This window comes from Anaerotignum propionicum DSM 1682, assembly GCF_001561955.1.
Taxonomy (GTDB): domain Bacteria; phylum Bacillota; class Clostridia; order Lachnospirales; family Anaerotignaceae; genus Chakrabartyella; species Chakrabartyella propionicum.
In genome coordinates this window covers 325,669-346,913 of the sequence record NZ_CP014223.1, presented here as the reverse complement: position 1 = coordinate 346,913, position 21,245 = coordinate 325,669, and the positions used below count along the sequence as shown (strand labels likewise).

General features: G+C 40.0%; 18 protein-coding genes. 6 read left to right on the top strand and 12 right to left on the bottom strand.

The annotated features are described in order from the left end of the window. Positions 1–147 precede the first annotated feature (147 nt). A complete protein-coding gene (locus CPRO_RS01565; protein WP_066047060.1) occupies positions 148–2,499 on the top strand; it encodes an anaerobic ribonucleoside triphosphate reductase in 2,352 nt (783 codons plus the stop codon). A gap of 1 nt (position 2,500) precedes the next feature. Next, positions 2,501–3,004 (top strand): anaerobic ribonucleoside-triphosphate reductase activating protein, encoded by a 504-nt coding sequence (gene nrdG / locus CPRO_RS01560; protein WP_066047057.1) that lies wholly within the window; start codon positions 2,501–2,503, stop codon positions 3,002–3,004. A 326-nt stretch (positions 3,005–3,330) separates the two neighbouring features. On the opposite strand, the gene CPRO_RS01555 is transcribed toward nrdG, so the two are convergent. Together CPRO_RS01555 and CPRO_RS01550 are read right to left on the bottom strand one after the other, a co-directional pair. After that, complete coding sequence (locus CPRO_RS01555; protein WP_066047054.1) at positions 3,331–5,280, bottom strand: sensor histidine kinase; 1,950 nt, start codon at positions 5,278–5,280, stop codon at positions 3,331–3,333. Further along, on the bottom strand, positions 5,277–5,975 hold the full coding sequence (locus CPRO_RS01550) for a response regulator transcription factor (RefSeq protein WP_066047051.1): 699 nt from the start codon (positions 5,973–5,975) through the stop codon (positions 5,277–5,279). Before CPRO_RS01550 ends, CPRO_RS01555 begins: the two co-directional genes overlap by 4 nt. 196 nt (positions 5,976–6,171) lie before the next feature. Here CPRO_RS01550 and CPRO_RS01545 point away from each other — a divergent pair, with 196 nt between their 5' ends. Continuing rightward, positions 6,172–7,401: a glycosyltransferase family 2 protein gene (locus tag CPRO_RS01545; RefSeq protein WP_066047047.1), complete on the top strand. Its 1,230-nt coding sequence runs from the start codon at positions 6,172–6,174 to the stop codon at positions 7,399–7,401. A gap of 73 nt (positions 7,402–7,474) precedes the next feature. Here the strand turns inward: CPRO_RS01545 and CPRO_RS01540 are convergent, their stop codons facing one another. After that, entirely contained in the window at positions 7,475–8,617 is a 1,143-nt protein-coding gene (locus CPRO_RS01540) for a DUF2812 domain-containing protein (RefSeq protein WP_066047044.1), read from the bottom strand. Between the two features lie 235 nt (positions 8,618–8,852). After that, positions 8,853–9,278 carry a transcriptional regulator PerR gene (gene perR / locus CPRO_RS01535; RefSeq protein WP_066047040.1) on the bottom strand — a complete coding sequence of 142 codons (426 nt, stop codon included), beginning with the start codon at positions 9,276–9,278 and terminating at the stop codon, positions 8,853–8,855. Positions 9,279–9,442: 164 nt separating this feature from the next. On the opposite strand from perR, the gene trmL reads away from it, so the two are divergent. Beyond that, positions 9,443–9,931, top strand: coding sequence for a tRNA (uridine(34)/cytosine(34)/5-carboxymethylaminomethyluridine(34)-2'-O)-methyltransferase TrmL (trmL, locus tag CPRO_RS01530; protein ID WP_066047037.1), 489 nt, complete (start codon positions 9,443–9,445; stop codon positions 9,929–9,931). Positions 9,932–10,061: 130 nt separating this feature from the next. Here the strand turns inward: trmL and CPRO_RS01525 are convergent, their stop codons facing one another. The 4 genes from CPRO_RS01525 to CPRO_RS01510 form a co-directional block, all read right to left on the bottom strand. Continuing rightward, positions 10,062–11,096: a PocR ligand-binding domain-containing protein gene (locus CPRO_RS01525; protein ID WP_066047034.1), complete on the bottom strand. Its 1,035-nt coding sequence runs from the start codon at positions 11,094–11,096 to the stop codon at positions 10,062–10,064. A 351-nt stretch (positions 11,097–11,447) separates the two neighbouring features. After that, positions 11,448–11,732, bottom strand: a complete 285-nt coding sequence (locus CPRO_RS01520; RefSeq protein ID WP_066047031.1) for a hypothetical protein — start codon at positions 11,730–11,732, stop codon at positions 11,448–11,450. A gap of 285 nt (positions 11,733–12,017) precedes the next feature. Further along, a complete protein-coding gene (locus tag CPRO_RS01515; protein ID WP_082754391.1) occupies positions 12,018–13,139 on the bottom strand; it encodes an aminotransferase class I/II-fold pyridoxal phosphate-dependent enzyme in 1,122 nt (373 codons plus the stop codon). A gap of 202 nt (positions 13,140–13,341) precedes the next feature. Beyond that, positions 13,342–15,999 (bottom strand): calcium-translocating P-type ATPase, PMCA-type, encoded by a 2,658-nt coding sequence (locus CPRO_RS01510; RefSeq protein WP_066047024.1) that lies wholly within the window; start codon positions 15,997–15,999, stop codon positions 13,342–13,344. A gap of 113 nt (positions 16,000–16,112) precedes the next feature. Here CPRO_RS01510 and CPRO_RS01505 point away from each other — a divergent pair, with 113 nt between their 5' ends. Then, positions 16,113–16,697 carry a manganese efflux pump gene (locus tag CPRO_RS01505; protein WP_066047021.1) on the top strand — a complete coding sequence of 195 codons (585 nt, stop codon included), beginning with the start codon at positions 16,113–16,115 and terminating at the stop codon, positions 16,695–16,697. Positions 16,698–16,803: 106 nt separating this feature from the next. Continuing rightward, positions 16,804–17,070 (top strand): TroA family protein, encoded by a 267-nt coding sequence (locus tag CPRO_RS01500; RefSeq protein ID WP_066047019.1) that lies wholly within the window; start codon positions 16,804–16,806, stop codon positions 17,068–17,070. 308 nt (positions 17,071–17,378) lie between these two features. Here the strand turns inward: CPRO_RS01500 and CPRO_RS01495 are convergent, their stop codons facing one another. The 4 genes from CPRO_RS01495 to CPRO_RS01480 form a co-directional block, all read right to left on the bottom strand. After that, entirely contained in the window at positions 17,379–17,609 is a 231-nt protein-coding gene (locus CPRO_RS01495; protein WP_257721882.1) for a helix-turn-helix transcriptional regulator, read from the bottom strand. After that, complete coding sequence (locus tag CPRO_RS01490; protein WP_066047017.1) at positions 17,610–17,951, bottom strand: DUF6442 family protein; 342 nt, start codon at positions 17,949–17,951, stop codon at positions 17,610–17,612. It lies immediately after the preceding gene. A 193-nt stretch (positions 17,952–18,144) separates the two neighbouring features. Further along, a complete protein-coding gene (locus CPRO_RS01485) occupies positions 18,145–18,909 on the bottom strand; it encodes a MerR family transcriptional regulator (protein ID WP_066047015.1) in 765 nt (254 codons plus the stop codon). 311 nt (positions 18,910–19,220) lie between these two features. Next, a complete protein-coding gene (locus tag CPRO_RS01480; protein WP_236782368.1) occupies positions 19,221–21,176 on the bottom strand; it encodes a TRAP transporter permease in 1,956 nt (651 codons plus the stop codon). Positions 21,177–21,245: the final 69 nt, after the last annotated feature.

Here is a 21,245-nt window from a genome sequence, read left to right as displayed (position 1 = left end):
TTGACGGTGATTTCAGAAAGGTCTACAATATGTACGACTAATATTATTATAGAATCTATATATTGTGTTTTTTGCAATCCAAAAACGGATTCAAACAATTCAGGGAATATGAATAAATGCAATAGAATTTTGAAAGGGGTATTCCTTATGATAACGACCATTAAAAAACGTGATGGCAGAACTGCCTATTTTGACATTAACAAAATTGCCAATGCCTTAGAAAAATCTTTTCAGGCCTCGGTAGGTACAAAAGACTCTAACACTTGCTTGGCTCTTGCTCAAGAGGTATCAGATACTTTTGAACAAAACGGCATCACTTCTCCATCCGTCGAGCAAATTCAAGATATGGCAGAAAAAATTTTGATTGAACATGGCTATGCCCTCACTGCAAAAGCATATATTTTATATCGTGCGGAACGCACCCGGGTGCGCAATATGAACGATAGGTTAATGAAAACCTTTGAGGATATTACTTATAAAGAGGCAAATGATAGCGATATCAAAAGAGAGAATGCCAATATTGACGGAAATACTGCCATGGGTTCTATGCTGAAATATGGTTCTGAGGGAGCAAAGCACTTTTATGAATGCTATGTTTTAAACCCCGCCCATTCCGAAGCTCATAGAAACGGAGATATCCATATTCATGATTTGGACTTTTATACCCTAACCACAACCTGCTGTCAAATTGATTTGGTGAAGCTGTTTGAGGGGGGGTTCTCCACTGGGCACGGCGTTTTGAGAGAGCCCAACGATATTGCCAGCTATGCTTCCTTGGCATGCATTGCCATTCAGTCCAACCAAAACGATCAGCATGGCGGTCAGTCTATTCCCAATTTCGACCGTGGTCTTGCTCCTGGCGTAGCAAAAACCTATAAAAAACGTTACCGCTCTAACTTTACATCATTTGTGGAAATTTTAGCCGGTCCTAAATTGAGTAAAGCAGCATCGGAAGCCTTTGTCCAGTTGGAAGAGAAAGGTCTGTATCCCACATTGGATGAAAATGGGCAATTTGATGCCGCAGAAGAAGCATTGCTTCTAAAAGCAGGAATTACACCTGAAATCTATCATAAAGTTAAAGAATTCGCAGCGCGAAAAGGTACGGAAGAAACAGATAAAGCCACCTATCAGGCCATGGAATCCCTGTTGCATAACCTAAATACCATGCACAGCCGTGCAGGTGCCCAGACGCCGTTTTCCTCTGTAAATTATGGCATGGATACCTCTACTGAGGCACGTATGGTAATGAAAAATATGCTGTTGGTCACAGAAGCAGGTCTTGGTAACGGGGAAACTGCCATCTTCCCCATTCAAATTTTCCGAGTAAAAGAAGGCATTAACTTCAATCCCGGAGAACCTAATTATGATTTATTTCAGCTTGCCTGCCGTGTCAGCGCAAAGCGTTTATTCCCTAATTTTTCCTTTCAGGATGCACCATTTAACCTGAAATACTATAAAGAGGGACATCCCGAAACAGAAATTTCTTATATGGGCTGTAGAACAAGAGTAATGGGCAACGCTTATGACCCCACCCAAGAGGTGACCCCAGGAAGGGGTAATTTAAGCTTCACCAGCATCAACCTGCCTCGCATTGCTTTACTTGCCAATAAAAATATTGATTGGTTTTTTAAAGAACTGGACACTAAAATTGATTTGGTTGCCGCTCAGCTTTTGGAACGATTTGAAATACAAGCAAAGAAAAAAGTACATAATTACCCGTTCCTTATGGGAGAAGGCGTTTGGATTGGCAGTGATAAGCTGAACCCCAATGATGAAGTGCGTGAGGTATTGAAAAATGGAACCCTCTCCTTAGGGTTTATCGGCTTAGCGGAAACCTTAAAAGCTCTCATAGGCGTGCACCATGGGGAAAGCGAAATTGCGCAGAATTTAGGACTTGATATCATCAGCCATATGCGTAGACGGTTGGATGAATATGTAGAAAAAACAGGCATGAACTTCTCCCTGCTGGCGACTCCCGCAGAAGGTCTTTCCGGCAGATTTATCCGCATGGATCGGGAGAGATTTGGTTCTATCGAGGGTATTACGGATAAAGAATATTACACAAACAGCTTCCACATTCCTGTTTACTATCCTATCAGTGCCTTTAAAAAAATCCAGTTGGAAGCACCTTATCATGATCTTACCAATGCAGGGCACATTACTTATGTGGAATTGGATGGTGACCCCAGCAAAAATACAGATGCCTTTGAAAAGGTAATTCGTTACATGAAATCTCAAAATATTGGTTATGGTTCCATCAATCATCCCATTGACCGTGATCCTCTCTGTGGTTATACGGGTATCATTGGAGATACCTGCCCCAAATGCGGCAGAAAAGAAGAGGAAGGCGCTGTTGGGTTCCAGCGTATTCGCCGCATTACAGGTTATTTGGTGGGCACTTTAGACCGCTTCAACAATGCAAAACGTGCCGAAGTTTCTGATAGAGTAAAGCACTCCTTGGTTACTGACGTAAAAATGACTACAAAGAAGGATTCATGATATGGAAATCAGATTAAGCGGTGTGGTAAACGACTCTATTGTGGATGGTCCGGGAATACGATTGACGGTCTTTACCCAAGGCTGCCCCCATTGCTGTCCCGGTTGTCATAATCTAGAAACCCATGATTATCAAGGGGGGTATGTGGGAGATACAGATCTAATTTTATCCGCCCTAACCGAAAACCCCCTGCTAGACGGCGTCACCCTTTCAGGAGGCGAGCCTCTAGATCAACCCCTTGCCTGTAATCATATCTCCCAAGGAGCCAAAAAGCTAGGGTTGAATGTTTGGGCATATACAGGCTACTTGTGGGAAGATATTTTAGAAAAAGGAAACCCTCAAATCCTTGCACTTTTGGAGCAAATTGATGTACTCGTTGATGGACCATACCAAGTAAACCAGCGGTCTTTGGAGCTATTGTTTTGCGGCAGTAAAAATCAACGCATCATAGACGTAAAAAAGTCCCTTAAAACAAAGACTATCGTTCTTTGGAAAAAGGAACAGTAAGTATAGCCTAATAAAAAGGGGGAATTCTTAGAATTTTCCCTTTTTCCACGTCTTTGCTTTCTATGAATAAAACAGCCTGTTTATTCAGCCTCCAAATTTCAAATCTCCGTAGGGATTTTTGAAGCCTTCATTTGCTTTTTGATAGATTTAAACAATTCTTACTTAAAATTGTTATTTACATAAGATCAAGTGGCACAATTTAAATCTTCCAATAGACAAATATCTTACCCACCTTTGTCCCCCACTTTTTAAAACTCTACTCCATAAACACGAAAAAGCCCTCTTTACACATATGCTTAAAGAGGGCTTCTTTTTTATATTTTGTCTTAAATTGTTTTTTCTGCTGTTTGATTTATTGCATTTTCTTCTGCTTCATGAGTTTCTTCTTCCTTCGACCCTTTCTGTTCTGGAGCCTTTGCTAAAGGACACTGCACATAAGCCTTGAATAAATCCCCATCAATGGAAAGGGTAAATTTCCCTTTCTGCAGATCCACCAAACTTTTGGCAATATTTAACCCCAAACCACTCCCCTCCGTGGAACGGGAGCTGTCTCCACGCACAAAACGTTCCATTAATTCATCAGGGGCAACATTCAGTTGATCTCTGGAGGTATTCTTCATAGAAATCAAAGCAAAATTACCTTTTTTCGAAATTTCCACATAAACCCTTGTGCCGGTTTGAGAATACTTACAAGCATTGCTCAAAAGATTGCTCAATACACGCCAAGTCAAATTTCCGTCTACAATACCGAAAACAGGTTCTTTGGCAGTAATGACCACCTCTAAATTTGCTTTTTCCAGTTTTTCTTCATACTCCGCCACTGCCTGATGCACCAATTCACAAAGGTCAGTTGGCAACAACTGCGCAGAAATATTCCCTGTGGATGCTTTTGAAGCCTCCACCAAATCCTCTGTAAGCTTTTTCAGCCTCCTGGACTGACGATCCAGAACTTCTAAATATTCCTGAGCCTGCCCCGAAAGTTTTTCCTTTCTCAATAAATCCACATAATTGATAATGGACGTCAAAGGTGTTTTGATATCGTGGGATACATTGGTTATCAACTCTGTTTTTAAGCGTTCGCTTTTGATTTTTTGCTCCATGGCAATTGCCGCCCCTTTAGATAGGCTGTTTAAATTATTGCCGTGTCTGCGAAAAACGCGAAACATCCTAGAAGTATCAACCTTATAATCCAGATTTCCGTTGGCCAACTGTTCCCCTGCTTTTTTTAACTTTTGCAGCTGATTGGAAACGGAAAGCACCAAAACCAGAATAATGCAGTTCACAATAAAAACTGTTCCACTACTATTCGAATTTGATAAATAAATAAGGGATATAAAAACCCACGCCGCCGCATATTTCCATGTCATAGGCAAAGCAGAGATGCTATCTTTGAATGTAACAAATACAGCACCAATAAATTTCCAGCCAATATGGAAAAACCAATAAGTAATAGAGTTTCTCCACCATTTTCCCATTTTTAGTCGAGTGGCAATGGTCATTAACGCCGCTATTCCCAAAACGAAAAGATAAACCAATGCCCCTAACAGTAGCATAATATCGCTGAATTGATCAAAGGGATAAATAGCGTGAGCTCCCATAATAGGCATTGCCGCCAACAGAGAAATCGTTCCAAAATAAATCTCCAAAGGGATGCGATCCTGAAGGTTTGGTGTAACTTCATCGGTTTTTCCTCTATGTCCCGCCGCACACATTAAATAAATCAGGGTGGCTAAAAAAGTCAATACGCTTGTCAACCCCAAAGCCAGCAGCCCCATGCGAAATTTATAGGTTAAGCCATAAAGCCTGTACGTTAACGAATAATTATCTGAAGCCGTTATAGGCGTTTTCACATAGGCTTCCAGCTTGGCATCCATAGGTTCATCATATGAAATCCACTCTCCGTTGACGGTATATTCATCATAAACGTTAAAATTATAGGTTTGTTTAAATCCAGATTCCCCGGAGATATTTCCTTCGGTTATTTTTTCGCCGCTTGGGGTATAAATTTCAAAACCAAAGTTTGAACTCCTATTTTCCGCCCATTCTTCCAACTGTGTTGGATTATACCGATATAAATCCATGATTTCATCGGCATATTGATTGGTTATCCATTTACACCAAGGTGTGTCATAGTAGGAACGCGGGTTTCCGCTGTAAAAACCGCTTTCTCCCCCAACAAAAATTGCGGCTGCACTGATAAAACTCAAAATCCCTGAAATAACCACAAGAAACAAGGCCAGCACCTTAAACCCAAGATTGTGGGTGACCTTCGTCATTCTTTAGCCTCCTTTTCAATTTTGTAGCCAAGCCCCCAAACCACCTTTAAATAGCGGGGTTCCGAGGGATTGATTTCGATTTTTTCTCGCAGATGACGAATGTGCACCGCAACAACACTGCCGGAGCCATACGCATCCTCATTCCAAATTTGCTCATAAATTTGTGTTGAGGAAAATACTCGTCCGGGGTTTTCCATCAGAAGCTTTAAAATATTATATTCACTGGGGGTTAGGGATACAGGCTCGCCGTCAATGGTAACTGTTTTAGATTCATCGTCTAAATCGATTCCTCCTATGACCAAATGGGACGCTTTTTTTGCCATTCCTCCCAAGGAAGTATATCTCCTTAGCTGAGAACGCACCCTTGCCATTACTTCTATGGGGTTAAACGGCTTTGTGATATAATCGTCTGCTCCAATATTCAATCCCAGAATTTTATCGCTGTCCTCACTTTTTGCAGTTAGCAAAATAATGGGTATATTGGAAGATTCCCGAAGCTTTGCTGTAGCCGAAATACCATCCATCTGAGGCATCATAATGTCCATCAGAATCAGATGGATATCGTTATTTTGTACCACTTGTAAAGCCTCTTTCCCTGTATAAGCAGTAAAAATCTTATAATTTTCTGTGGAAAGATAAATGGATAACGCAGAAACGATGTCTTTTTCATCATCACAAATTAAAATATTGTACATGCCGTACACCTCCGTCATTCTGTAAATTCATTGTATAAAAAAGCCCTTAAGAATCAAACAGGAAATCATTTAATTTTCCTTTAAGATTAGATATTTCGCTTTTATTAAGATTTTTATTAAGTTCTTCTTAAAATATATACCCTATATTAGTATAAGACAATAAGAAGTTGAAAATCCTGAAAGGTGGTACATAAAAGTGGACGAATTATTTTGGGTCGCCTTGGCCCTTGGTGCAGTGCTGAAACTAATCAGCATATATTTTGGAGGGATTGCCTGCTTTGCTTTGAAAAAAGAAGTCAAGTATCCTTCCGCAAAAAAACTGCGACGATTTGCAGTCCTTACTGCGGCTAGAAATGAGGAAGCAGTGATTGGAAACTTCATAGAAAGCATTCAAAAACAAAACTATCCCGTTGAATTATTTGATGTATTTGTGATTCCCAATAATTGTACGGATAATACTGAGCTCATGGCAAAAGCCTACGGTGCAGAAATCATTCACTGTCCCTTCCCCGTAACGTGCAAAGGGGATGCCCTACAGCAAGCCTTGATGCAATTACGAAAAAAGGGATATGATGCTTTTTGTGTCTTTGATTCAGATAATATTGTAAGTCCCGACTTTTTACTCAAAATAAATGATGCATTCGATGCGGGAGCAAAGGTGGCAAAGGGTCGTCTGCTGGCAAGTAATCCTCAAGCTTCTTGGGTTTCCGGTTGCTATAATATCTATTTTAACCTTTTTCATCTGTTTTTCAATAAGGCAAGAGGCGCCTGCGGCCTTTCCGCAAAGCTTGTAGGTACAGGCTTCGCAGTACATAAAGATGTTTTGGAAAGCCTAGGGGGATGGAATACCACAACCATCGCTGAAGATGCGGAATTTTCCGCCCAGTGCGCCCTCTTGGGTGAGCGGGTTTGGTGGGTTCCCGATGCCGTTACCTATGATGAACAACCCGAATCCTTTCGGGTATCCTTGTTACAACGCCGTCGGTGGTGCAGTGGCATCATGCAGGTAGGAAAGCTGCATTTCAAGCATCTCCTGCAACGCCTCATCAAACCTAACGGCGTTTACGCCGCAGATTTCACTATGTTTTTAATGGGAGCATTTGCCCAAGCTCTATCCATACTACCATTGGGGCTTACCCTTTTAGCCGCAATTTTTGATGGGAAAGAAGGGATTTTCAATTTCATTCAAGCCATGGGAATTTATTTCCTGCTCTATTATACCTTAATGTGTCTCATGGCAACAATACTTACTCTGTATCAGGAAAAAAGAGTATTTCCAAAGGAAATGCGATCCGCAATTTTATTATTTCCAATCTTTATGGCATCTTGGATCCCATTACAGGTTATCAGCCTGTTCCGAGAAACAAAAAGCTGGAAAGAAATCCAACATAATGGCAAAAGTAAAGATACAATCCCCACAGCTTAACATAAAAAAACGGCAGATATCAAGTCTGCCGTTAGGATGGCAACTATGTTGCCATCCTTTTTATTCGTTAGAATTATATACTAGGAGATTGCAGAGTCTTGGAAAAGTCCTTTAAATGGGAGGGAATGTCGGCATGCCCCCTATATTTAATGACTAAAATACGATTGTCTTTGAGCAAAAATATTTTTTTGTATTCGCTTTTTTCGTCAAGCCAAGCTTGATCTAATCCTTCTTGTTCTATTTTGATAACATCATCATATTCCATCAATCTTTGCAACAATTGATTTCCTAAAAATCTATATCTGGTTTCATAATATGACAAACTCAAATGTACTTCGTCTCTTTCCCGGATCCCATCACTTTCATAAATGGCGTTACCATCCTGCTCCAGTTCATACTGAACAGGCACTAAAACCGATGTTTTGGTATCTACATATGTAAAATCGTTATAGTATTCTCTGTTTGGGTCTGCCGTTTCCAGCTCCTCTAGGGAAACATAAGAAAACGGAATATCCTTCTCAGCAATTGCAACAGTGTTATCCCGCATCGCCGAAATGAGTGGGGCAAACATAAAAACAAACATAAGCCCAGTAAGTAAAAATTCCACACGAAACCATTTTGTAGTAGGCATAAATGGGGAATCTATTTCTTCCGACAAATCAAAGCTTTCCAATTTTCTTTTTATTAGTATATTAGAGCGATATTCTCGCTTCGCTGCTATGAGATTGGTTAGAAATACCAATATATAAACAACCCCCGAATCATAAGTCTTTCCCAAAGCATAATCGTCCCACTTCAAATACAGAAGAAATAGCTGCATACCCATCAAAAAAAGCAACGCCAACATTGAAAAAATCACACTTCTTTGTTTTTTTCTCCTTAGCTCTTCATAAATAGCCCGTTCTTCCTCCCTTGAGAAAGGAATGGGCTTAGGGTATTCTGAATCATTTGAAAAAACGAAAAGCAATTTTTGATATGTGGCTACATAATGCCATCCTTCATCTTCAAAAAGCTCCTTCATCTCCCGGGGAGGTGCATCCTCATCATACACAGTTGGTATTATTTTATATTTAATTTTCTGGCAATAATCATCCTGAAATACTGCCTTTCTTCCCGAAAAGGATTTCAAGATCAGGCCTTCCTCCCCCATCTGAGTGAACCATTGTTCCATTGTTGTGATATCATACATATTAACAGGTATCAATCGTTTTTCCATGAGAACCTCCTTGGTATTAAAAACAAAATATGCATATTGACTATATCAATTTATCCATTTTTTGTCAAATTAACTGCAAAAATTACACAAGCAAAAATTAATTTCAAAATAAAAAGCAGATAAACCCCAAAAATTTACAATCATTGGAGTTATCTGCCTTATTTGAATAAACTTAAAGAATGGCTTTTTCTGGATTCTATGCCTTTGGTATCTACCCTCAGAACAATTTAGAACCTTAAGCTTCAATCTTATTCTTTCTGCAATCCCCGCATATACCATAAAGAATTAACTGCTCACAATTCACCTGGAAATCCAATTCTTCTTTAACTTTTTTATGAATTTCAGTCAATTCATCCAAGAATAAATCTTGTACTTTTCCGCACTGCATGCAAACTGTATGGGGATGGCATTTTACAACCGCATCATAACGAGAGCTACCCTCTCCAACATTTAGCTCCTGAACCAAACCAAGCTGCTTAAAATAATCTAAGGTTTTGTAAACCGTAGCCAAGCTCATGGTAGGATTTGTAGGCTCCAAAGCTCTGTAGATGGTTTCCGCATTAGGATGCTCTGTGGAATTTAACAGCATATTATAAACCGCAATACGCTGAGGCGTTACCTTTAAACCTTTTTCTCTTAAAATTTGTGCAGTCTCTTTCATAATCAAAACCCCTAAGCGATAACTATTTTTATTTAATAGTAATATACAAGAAGGAATTAGTCAATAGAAATATTTCTCAAATCTAAAATTCCGTCATACCTTCTATTGTTTTCGGTTTTTCTTTATGCTACAATTTGAAACATATGTGAAAGGAGGTACGCAGTATGCACATCGTACTATTAGAGCCTGAAATACCCCAAAATGCAGGAAACATCGCAAGAACCTGTGCAGTAACCAATTCTGTTTTACACTTAATCAAACCCTTAGGGTTCTCTGTTGATGATAAATATTTAAAAAGAGCCGGTCTGGATTATTGGGATCTTCTTGATATTCGCTATTACGAAAATTTTCAAGACTTCATGGACAAGAATCAAGGAATCCGCCTCTGGATGGCTACCACCAAAGCGAAGCATGTCTATACCGAGGTTCAATTTCAAGAGAATGACTATTTTATGTTTGGACGGGAAAGTGCGGGGATTCCCGAAGAAATTCTTATGGCCCACGAAGCAGGAACCATTCGTATTCCTATGCTGGAGGTAGCCAGAAGCCTAAACCTGTCAAACTCTGTGGCAATCATTATATACGAGGCTTTGCGCCAGCAAGGTTTTAAAGGAATGCTTACTCAGGGACAACTTCACCATCATAGCTGGTGAACAAACGCGCAAAAACACCCATCACCGAATGGGTGAGGGGTTTGCGTTACACATGATAAATCCACCGGATATTGAAAAACCCGGTGGATGAACCTTTTCAGCTTATCATTTCAGCTTATATTCCTTAAAATTATTTAAACAGCCCTTCTAAATTCTTTGCAATCACTACAGATCTTTGAACCATTTTTTCTAAATTTATCATATCTGTGCTTTGCCGCTCAGAATTTTGCAGGCTCATATCAGCATCTTGTATGGTGTGATTTATTTTCTCTCGAATTAATCCGTTTAAAACATCAATTTTAACAACAGTTTCATTGGAGCTTTCGGAAAGGGTATGAATTTCCTTTGCAACCACAGCAAATGTCTTTCCATCATTGCCTAATCTAGCCGCCTCAATGGAAGCATTTAAACCTAACAGCTTTGTCTGGCTAATGATTTTCGCAATTGACTTCAAAACATCGGAAACCTCACGGGTTACCTCACTCACCTCAGTAATTTTAGCGGAAAGCTCATTTTGATTCATTGACATTTCCTGTGCAGAGTGGGTTAATGTTTCAATGGTTTTAGATATCTCCATAAAGTTGACAGCAAGTTCTTTAGTCAAAACCTCAATTTCCAATCTGTTGTAACCATTGTCTGCCAATGCATTTACAACAATATATAAAACCTCCGCTGCCGCCTGAATATTTTTCATGGGAACAACGTCGATTCTATGGGATGCAGACCACAGTTCCTGTTCACTTAGGTTTAGTTCTCTGGCTGTTTTCTTTATAACCTCTTCTTTTGGAGGATTATCTAAAATTTGTCCTCCCAAAACGGTACCGATATGCCGTCCTTTGACTACAATTGGACAGGCAAAGTCAATTAAGTTTGCATGGCAAGAACCAACATAAGGCTTGCCAAGTTTTACCGCCTTCATACCCATTTCATCATGACACTTGGCGCATCTGGAATCACCAACGGAAGACATATGTACGTAATTACTGCAAAAATCTCGGTAGTGACTTGGGGTTGTAATTTCTCTTCCCTCTCGATCCACCGCAACTGCAGCACAGTTCATGCCCAATGCAAAATTGTCTAAGAAATTCTGCAAAATGTTAATATTAATAATATCCGTTACTTCAAGCCTGTCCAAACTAACTATACCATTTACCATTTCTACCATACCCAAGCCCCCTAAAATTGCATTCAATTACAATTGCTGTTTATATTTTTATACCTATCCAATTCTATGGTATCACTGCCATTTCTAACTGTCAATGTGGTAATACACCAATTTGCAACATCTTCATCTTTAGAAATAATGTCTTTTTTTATAATAAAAATAGAGATATCAGCAGTTTTTTTCAGAAAAACGCTACATAATCGTTTATTTGTTGTCAAAAATAATTTCAAAATTCATAAATAACAAAAAATTATTTTTTATCTTTAAAACTTTGCTAAAAAACAAAGTTTTTATACAAAAAACCCCATATGATTACAAAAAAGCAAAATCAAATGGGGTAAACCGTATTTCTTATTTTTTTTCCATTCCTTCTATTGATGCAAAAAACTGTTCATACGTATCTCCCCATTTCTTTCTGGGTTCTGTTGCACCAATACAACCATCCTCCAAGTCAGATAAATATCTTGCGCCTTGCTGATAAATCTCCCCAACTGTAACACCACAGCCCAATTCCGTGGATAATTCACAAAGAGCCAACTCAGGATCCCTTGCGTTTCTTGTTTCTAATATCTTTTTCCGCAAATCGCTGTCTGTTCTTGCCTTTTCCAGCAATTCAAATAATCCATCCTTTAACATTTTTTTCGCCTCCTTTTTTCTCAGTATTTCCAGACAAAAACAGGAACATACTGAAAATTCCTGTAAAAATTTATAAATAAAAAAGGATATCCAAAGAATATCCTTTTCGGGTGTCGAAAAACCAAAACTTCACTTTTTTTAACATAAGTTAAAAACTATTTTTTAATGCAACATTAGGCATTTTCATATGCTTTGCAAATCATACCAAACCAACTCTGCAGTAATTCTTTTGCCCACATCTTCAGCTCCAAAATTAAAGATTTCAGCAAAAAACGGATACTTTTTTTACCTTTGAGATAACAATCTATTTTCCTTGGCGCTTTCTTCAATGGCCTCAGCCACCAAATCCAAATCATCTTTGCTATGTCCTGCAGAAATGATAAATCTCAGTCGTGCCGCTCCCTTAGGCACCATAGGAAATTTTATGGCTTGGGCAAAAACGCCCTTTTCAAATATATCCTGACTCATTCTCTCCGCCAGCCCTTCATCCCCCACAATGACGGGAATAACAGGGGTCACCGTCGTTCCTATATTCAATCCCAACTTTGTTATGCGGTTTGCAAAATATTCTCTGTTTTCCCATAATCTATCCACATAGGATTCATCCTGAGAAATGATTTCGATTACCTTTAAGGCTGCCGCCGCAAGACAAGGTGCCATGGGGGAAGCAGTGAAAATAAAGCTTCTCGCCTTAGGGCGCAGAGCCTCAATCAACTCCCTCGAGCCAGCTACAAATCCTCCCGCCGAACCAAAAGCCTTAGACAAAGAGCCCGTTTCCACATACACACGGCTTCGCAATCCAAAATGGTCTACAGTTCCTTTTCCCATAGGCCCCATCACGCCATCACCATGGGCATCGTCTACCATGAGCATCGCTCCATATCTGTCCGCCAAATCAGCAATTTCAGGAAGGGGTGCTAAATCCCCATCCATACTAAATACACCATCCGTAACAATCAGCTTTTTTCCTGCTACAGGTTCTTTTAATATCCTCTCCAGAGAATCCATATCTTTATGTTGATACACCTTAATTTGGGCACCAGAAAGTCTGCACCCATCTATGATGCTACCATGATTCAGTGCATCGCTGTAAATAACATCTCCTTTGCCTACCAGAAAGGGGATTACCCCCGTATTTGCCGAAACACCGCAGTTAAAAACCAGTGTTGCCTCTACATCCTTGAACTCTGCCAAGGCCCTTTCCAAGGCATCATGAACAGGAAAATTTCCCACAATATTTCGGCTGGCAGTGGGCCCCACTCCATATTGATCTAAGGCATCCTTTGCCGCCTGTATCGCTTGGGGGTGGCTGGCAAGGCCTAAATAATTATTTGAAGCCATGTTTATCACTTCTCGCCCATCTAATTGAATGCGTGCCCCTTGGGGACTATTAACCGTTCTGTACATTTTCTTCCCTTCTTTCTTTTTCATTTGTACCGCCGGAATAGTGATGCCCTATCATTAATAAAGGCATGTTTTAATAATATTATAGCAAATCCATCTATAAGAAACAACAAAGACAATAAATGATAACCATTTCCGCCTATAAACACAACCTAACGAAAACAGGCTTGAGAACCACTCCCAAGCCCGTTTTTTTAATTAATTATTATAATATTACATATTCCTTTTTCTGTCTTCTGCGTTCCAATTTCCTGTCCTTCCATTTCTCCAGTTCCACGATAGGCAAAGGCAAACATGCCAAACCTGCCACAATGAGCCATTCCCAAATACCCAAGGGAGCAACCTTAAACACTGTAGCCAAAGGCTGTATCATAATGACACCTACCTGAAGCACTATGCCAATGAGAAAGGCTCCAACCAGCCATGTGTTTTCAAAGGGTCGAATAGAAAGCAAAGAATGCTCCGAGCGCATGTTAAATGCATGAATCAGCTGAGAGATGGAAAGAACTGCGAAAGCCATGGTTCTTCCCGTAACATACATTTTTTCATCATCAAAGTATATATGTCCAATGGCAAAGGCCAATAATGCCAGCATGCCAATCATCATGCCTTCCACCATAATTTTACCCCCCAGTCCACCACCAAACAAGGTACTTTCCCGCTGTCTTGGCGGCCGCTCCATGCAATCTCCTTCCACAGGGTCCATACCTAACGCAATGGCAGGCAGAGAATCTGTCACTAAGTTTACCCAAAGCAACTGTATAGGAAGCAAAGGCGTTGCCCAGCCAAAGCACATGGCGGCAAAAATGGTAATAATCTCACCAATATTGCTGGAAAGCAGAAAATGTACGGCTTTACGAATATTATCGTAAATACCTCTACCCTCTCGCACTGCCTCCACGATGGTGGCAAAATTATCGTCAGTCAAAATCATATCCGCAGCGCCTTTTGCCACTTCTGTGCCGCTTTTGCCCATGGCACAGCCAATATCTGCCGCCTTTAATGCCGGTGCATCGTTTACACCATCTCCAGTCATAGCCACCACACTACCATCCTTTTGGTATGCTTTTACAATGCGCACCTTATGCTCTGGCGCAACCCTAGCGAAAACTGTACAATGGGCGGCAGCTTTTTCTAATTCCTCATCGGAAAGCTTGCTTAATTCCTGGCCGGTGATGCAGGTATCTCCTTTTTCATAAATGCCCAGCTGAGTTGCAATGGCTTGCGCCGTTAAAGCATGGTCCCCCGTAATCATAACAGGACGGATTCCTGCCTTTTTGCAAAGAAGAACTGCTCCTGCCACCTCCGGTCTAGGTGGGTCAATCATCCCTGCCATACCCACAAAAACCATGTCACACTCAATGCTATCCTCCTTTGATAAATCCGGTTTCTTCTTCCATTCTCGAAATGCCACAGCAACCACCCTTAAGGCACCCGCCGCCATCTCGCCATTCTGCATGCGAGCTTTGCTTTTTTTATTGCTGTCAAAATGCACCTGGTTATGACCATCTAAGCATTTATCACAGCGTTCAAACAAAATATCCGGCGCCCCTTTGGTCACAGTCATCCAAGTTCCATCCCCCATGGCATGGAGTGTGGTCATCATTTTGCGCTCCGAGGAAAAAGGGATTTCCCCTTCTCTGGGCATTTCTTGCTGTACATCCTCAATGGCGATACCGCCTTCTTCCGCCGCCTCGGCCAATGCACGTTCTGTGGGTTCCCCCACAAGCTTTTCCTTTTCTCTATGGCAGTCGTTGCAAAGAGAGAACAAAGTGAGAATTAATTGCCTTTTCTCATCATCTTTTTTCTTGCCATAGTCGGCAAGCTTTACAACCTTCATTTTATTCTGGGTTAAGGTTCCTGTCTTGTCAGAGCAAATGACTGATGCACTGCCCAAGGTTTCCACTGCCGGCAAACGACGAATGATTGTGTTCTTCTTAGACATCCGTTGCATTCCAATGGCCAATACAATGGTTACGATTGCAGGCAAACCCTCAGGAATTGCAGCAACTGCCAAGCTGACAGAGGTCATAAACATACTAAATGCAGGTTCTTGACGCAATAAACCCATGGCAAAAATAACTGCACAAATAACCAATGCCCCCATGCCTAAGGTTTTTCCCGTCTCTCCCAGTTTTTTCTGTAACGGTGTTTCCTGATCCTCCTGCTCCGCCAAAAGGTTTGCAATTCTACCGATTTCTGTATCCATACCTGTTGCAACGGCAACAGCTCGTCCGCTCCCCCCTAAAACAAAGCTTCCTGAAAGCACCATATTTTTACGATCACCCAATGCAGTTTCCTTTGGAAAAATACATGTCTCTTTTTCCACCGCTAAGGATTCTCCTGTAATGGCACTTTCCTCCGTCTTTAAGCCACGGCTTTCAATCACCCTGCCATCGGCACATATGTATCCACCTGTCTCAAGAAGCATGATATCACCAACCACAACATCTTCTGCAGGGATTTCCGTGCGCATTCCTCCCCGAAGCACCACCGCTTTTGGCGCAGACATTTTCTTTAAAGCCTCCAACGCCTTCTGTGCTTTGCTCTCTTGAATCACACCCAAAAGAGCATTTAACACAACAATTGCAATAATAATTATGGAGTCAATAAATTCCTTTTCCCCATTTAGATAAGATACTCCAAAGGAAACAGCCGCTGCCACCAACAGCAGCATAATCATAAAGTCATTAAACTGGGCAAAAAACCTTCTGACAATGCCTGCATTTGTTCCCTCCTGATGAAGAAGATTCTTACCGTTCTCCATCAGCCTTTTTTTCGCCTCCTCTAAGGAAAGTCCATTTCCCAAGGATGTCCCCAAAGACTGACCTACTTCCTTTGATTCTTTATTCCACCAATCCATATGCTCACACCCGTCCTTTGTATTTTTATCGGTTTGTCCTCTTTTTCATATCTATGTGGTCATGCCCAAAAAAATTCCTCCTGCATACTATGTAAATCAGGAGGTGTTTCCTTATGTTTTTTAGTTTGCTCCTTGCCTTTTCTCTAAGTATAGATGCTTTGGGCATTGGCATTTCTTATGGATTGCGTCGCATCACATTCCCAGCCGCATCCAAATTTTTATTAGCATTAGAAACTTTTTTGATGATGGAAGTATTTATTATGGCAGGACGCGGGCTTGCACTGTTACTTCCCTCCGCCACGGGTGAGACCTTAGCGCCCTGTTTCTTACTTCTGTTCGGTCTATGGCTTTGCTTACAAGGGTTTCGGAAGGCGAAAGAACCGCCATCACCCTTGGCATCTGTTCATCAGCCTTCTGTTTGCGATAAAGATGCATCCCAAACTTTAGATCCTAAGGAGACCCTCCTCCTTGGTTTTATTCTTTCTCTGGATTCCTTGGGTGTTGGTATCAGTGCGGCAGCTTCCGGTATGGAAATCGGTAAGCTTCCAGTGTTTGCTGCTATTTTCCAAGTTGTTTTCCTCTCCCTTGGAGCTTTCTGTGGCAAAAAGCTTACAAATACTGAAAAGATTCGGGAAAACCTTTGGACTACGATATCCGGTGGTATTCTTATTTTTATCGCAATCCTACGACTGATATAATTTGTGCTTACTTTGATAAGGGCTTCTGTTTTGAGAATAAGTATACACCCGAAAGGTTTTCATCCCCTCCAAATCATGATATACTGATTAAAACGGAGGTGTTGTAATGTTTACGTCTTTTAACAGTCTTGCCATATATTCTGCTCATTCTTTGGAAGAACAGGGGCTTATGCGCCAATTTTTAGAGCAAGCCGGTATTGAATATTCTGTGTCTGCAATGGATACAAATGCACCCAAAGGGTTGTATCCTGCCATCTCTCCTGAGCTTTTGCTGACACAGGAAATTGACTATGTTTTTTATATCCGTAAGAAAGATTTTGATAGAGCAAAAGCACATATCCAATCAAATTGGCACTGGGAGGAAAATATTTAATTCGTCGTAATTTCTTTGCTCAAAATATGAAACTTTCCTATAACCTACACATAATAAAGAAGGGTCTGTTTACTCCCTCACCTTCAACTGCATAATTCTTCAAAGAAAAAAGCCCCTTGCACCGTTGAAGATTCTTCTTCACGTTAATGCAAAGGGCTTTTTTATTAAAAAATTTCAAACTTTTCATTTATGCTTTATATTACTTGCACTTCACGGAATTTAATGATACTTTTTTCTATTTTAACAATCCATTTGAAATTTTCAATTCAAAAGCTAAGACCTGAATAAATCGAAAACTTCAAATTCCATTAAATAAAATAGAATAATTCTTCAAATTTCTTATCCAACGCAATGCAGATAATAAGAGCTAATTTTGCAGTGGGATTAAACTGTCCTGTTTCAATGGAACTGATTGTATTTCTAGAGACTCCAACCAGTTCAGCAAGCTGTGCTTGGGACAGGCTATTCTCCATTCTTGCTTCCTTTAAACGATTATGGAGTATTAATTCTCCGTCCTGACTATCCTTCGTCTTTTTCAATTAGATCCACCCCATGCCACTAGCTATAATTGAAATCAAACAAGCGATGGCACCAATAATTTCCAGAAAAGCCGCAATCAAGATTGATTTTCGCTGGCGGTCATAATAATACGTTGTTACACTCTGACCACTTGAACCTATCAAAAGTGCCAACACAAAAACCCTATAATCGGCAAATGCTGTGTCAAAAATCAGCTTTTGTAAAAACAACACAATACTTAAAAGCGAGAACACAAGGGTTACTGCCACATATGCGTTTTCGTTTGCTGTTTTTCCAATGAATAGGTCACGTTCATCTTTGTTTTCTTTTCGACTTTTTGCTAAAATCTCATCTTTATTCATCGTCAACCACCCTCATATTTTTTGCCAAGTTTTCTTGTCAACTTTATTATATCATGCCAAGTTTTCTTGTCAATACTTTTGCATAATTTTTCTTAATAATGAAGTTGACTGACAAAATATTCTAGTGATTACAACTTTACCTTTTAGCCAAATCTTTTTATTCCATGTTGAACGAATACCCGCATAATAAAAGTTACAGTTTTTCTATCCAGTAAACAGCTGATTTTCTCAAAAATTCAGCACAACCTCTAATCTCTTTGTCATAATAGGCAGTGAAGCGCTCATCCATCACATACATATTGACTATACCTAGATGTTTCTCCTTGGAATAGCTTTTCCAAGTCATACCCAGCCAATCTTTATGCAAAAGTACAATTTGTTTACCTTCTTTGCTTTCAGGGGTTATTCCTTGGGTCACTGCTTCCTTTAATCTTGCAAGGATTTCTTCCTCCAGCGTTTTAAATTTCCCATATTCCCCTTCTGTCATATCTCTCATTTTTTGTGTAGCTTCTTCCATAGAAACATCACCGTATTTCTCTCGCACCTCCTGACCGTACTTCTCCTCATTTTCCTGTATCACTTTTTCCTTCCAGATTTCAAAACGCTCCTTATCACACATTTCTCTCTCTCCTTTTTTTGCTGAAATTGTCTTTTTCACAATGTCGATGAGTCCTTCTAACCTATGTTTTTGGTTTTCCAATTCCTCTAAATGGCTGTGCAGGGCAAAAAGAATATCAAAATCTTTTTCATAAACAATGCTTTTAATTTCCTCTAACCCAAAGCCTCGTTCCTTATAGAAAAGAATTTGCTGTAACAACTCAACTTCCTTTTCTCCGTAAAATCGATATCCCGCCTCATTTGTATGCAGAGGCAAAAGTAAACCAATCTCATCATAATATCGCAAGGTGCGTGCACTAACTCCTGCCATTTCCGATAATTCTTTTATGCTGTATTCCATAAGACCACCTCCTTTTGTAAAAATAGAATACCGCTTGACGCAACGTCAAAGTCAATAATAATCTGAAAAGAAAATAAATTTTTTAACCGCTACTTCCATACAAACCGAAAGGACGCTTCAAAAACCTTAGATCCCTCCGTTTCCTTATTACTCATTTTTATTAAAGAATACCTTTTAAAAAAAGAGAGTTCATTTTATTTCTATTGTTCCCAAATCCCCTTCGACAAAATGGTCTTTTGCAGGGCTAATACCACTAGTTTAGTTACACTAAAAAACGAGTGGCAAAAGCCACCCGTTAAAGTTACAATGTGTTAAACCGCAGTTTTTAGATTCTTTTTATTTTCAAGCAATTGCATTACAACAATAGCACCAATTGCCGAAATCCCAATAACATCTGTAAAAGCACCTGGGTGAATCAGTAATAATCCACATCCGATACAAAGCACACGGATAATAAGCTTTAAATCTCTAAACATATATCCAATCATACCAGCTGCAATAGCAAACATACCAATAAAGGAAGTGATGACCACCTGAACAACCTGTAAAGGTGTTGTATCTATAAACAATAAAGCTTGGTTATATGCAAACACATATGGAATGATAAAAGCTGCAATGGCAAGCATCGTTGCGTTAAAAGCCGTTTTCATAGGATTTGCACCGGCAATTGCCGCACCGGCATATGCCGCTAAAGCAACTGGTGGTGTAATATCTGCAACAATACCAAAATAGAACACAAACATATTTGCAGCAATGATATCCATGTTCATACCCGTAATTAAAATCGGCGCACAAGTTGTAGCCATAATAATGTAGTTTGCCGTGGTTGGAACACCCATACCCAAAATTATACAACAAACCATAGTCAGCATTAGTGCGATAAGCAAATTACTTCCGGCGATCGAAACAATTCCCGAAATGAAAATTTGACCCAAGCCGGTCATACTTACAACGCCGGCAATGATGCCCGCCATACCGCAAGCCGCCGCAACCGATAACGTACCCTTGCCACCGCTTTCCAAAGCATTGAAAAAGCCGTTTACAGTCATGCGATGCTCTTTATTAAACATACTAACTGCAATGGCAACCAATGTTGCAAAAATTGCAGAGCGGGACATGGTATACCCATCAATAATCATATATACCAATATAAGCAAAGGAAGAAGCAAATAGATATTTTTCACTAAGTGACCAAACTTCGGTAATTCATCCTTGGGAACTCCCATTAATTTCAGTTTTTTTGCCTTAAAATGAACCATCAAGAAAATACCTGAAAAATATAGGAAAGCAGGTAATATAGCCTTCTGTATAATGCTGGCATATTCCACACCACACATTTCGGCCATCAAAAACGCTGCTGCCCCCATAATAGGAGGCATAATCTGCCCACCGGTAGATGCTGCTGCCTCAACTGCTCCTGCAAATTCGGGGGGATAGCCTGTTTTCTTCATCATAGGAATTGTAACGCTACCTGTTGTAACCGTATTTCCTACAGAACTGCCGGAAACCATACCACACAAAGCACTGGAAATAACTGCAACCTTTGCGGGGCCACCTGAGCTTGCTCCGGCGATAGAATTTGCACATTGAATGAAGAAATTAGATATTCCTGTCGCCTCCAAAAATGCACCAAAAATGATAAATAACACAATAAATGTGGAGCATACACCAATAGGCACACCAATAACGCCCGTAGTTGTATAAAACAAATTATAAATAATTCTTCTCAGTGGCAGACCGCTGGAAAAAGCATAAATAACAAACCCTGTCGCTACAAGAATAATAGGAATCCCTGTTACACGGCGACAAGCCTCCGTCAATACCAAAATACCAATGATACCCAAAATAACCTCAAGCTGACCAATTCTTGTTGCCTTCTGCAGGATTTCATTGAAATTTACAACATAGTAGAAAAAGCTTCCTGAACCTGCTATCCCTAATATCCAATCATACCAAGGAATATAATTCACCTTTTGTTTTGAACCCTTTTTTCTTGGAAAAATAGTAAATATCAGTAGAATTACCATTCCCAAAAATAAACAACGACGAATCTGTTCACCCCAATTTACAAATAGGTTCATATAAACCATAAATAACGCAAAACCAATGAGCATGCATCTAACAATTATTTTAGGGATCCCCTCAAAATGACGGGTATTCGCTTCTCTATCATACTTTTTCATAACAGCTTCCAAGTCCGCACCTTTTACTTCTTCGTGGAACGCAGCTATTTCTTCCAAAGATATTTTCTCTTTCTTTTTAAACACTTTATAACCTCCTCCTTTTATCCTAGCATGCCCAGAGCACCAAAATGGCTTATTTTAGTCTGCTGTCAA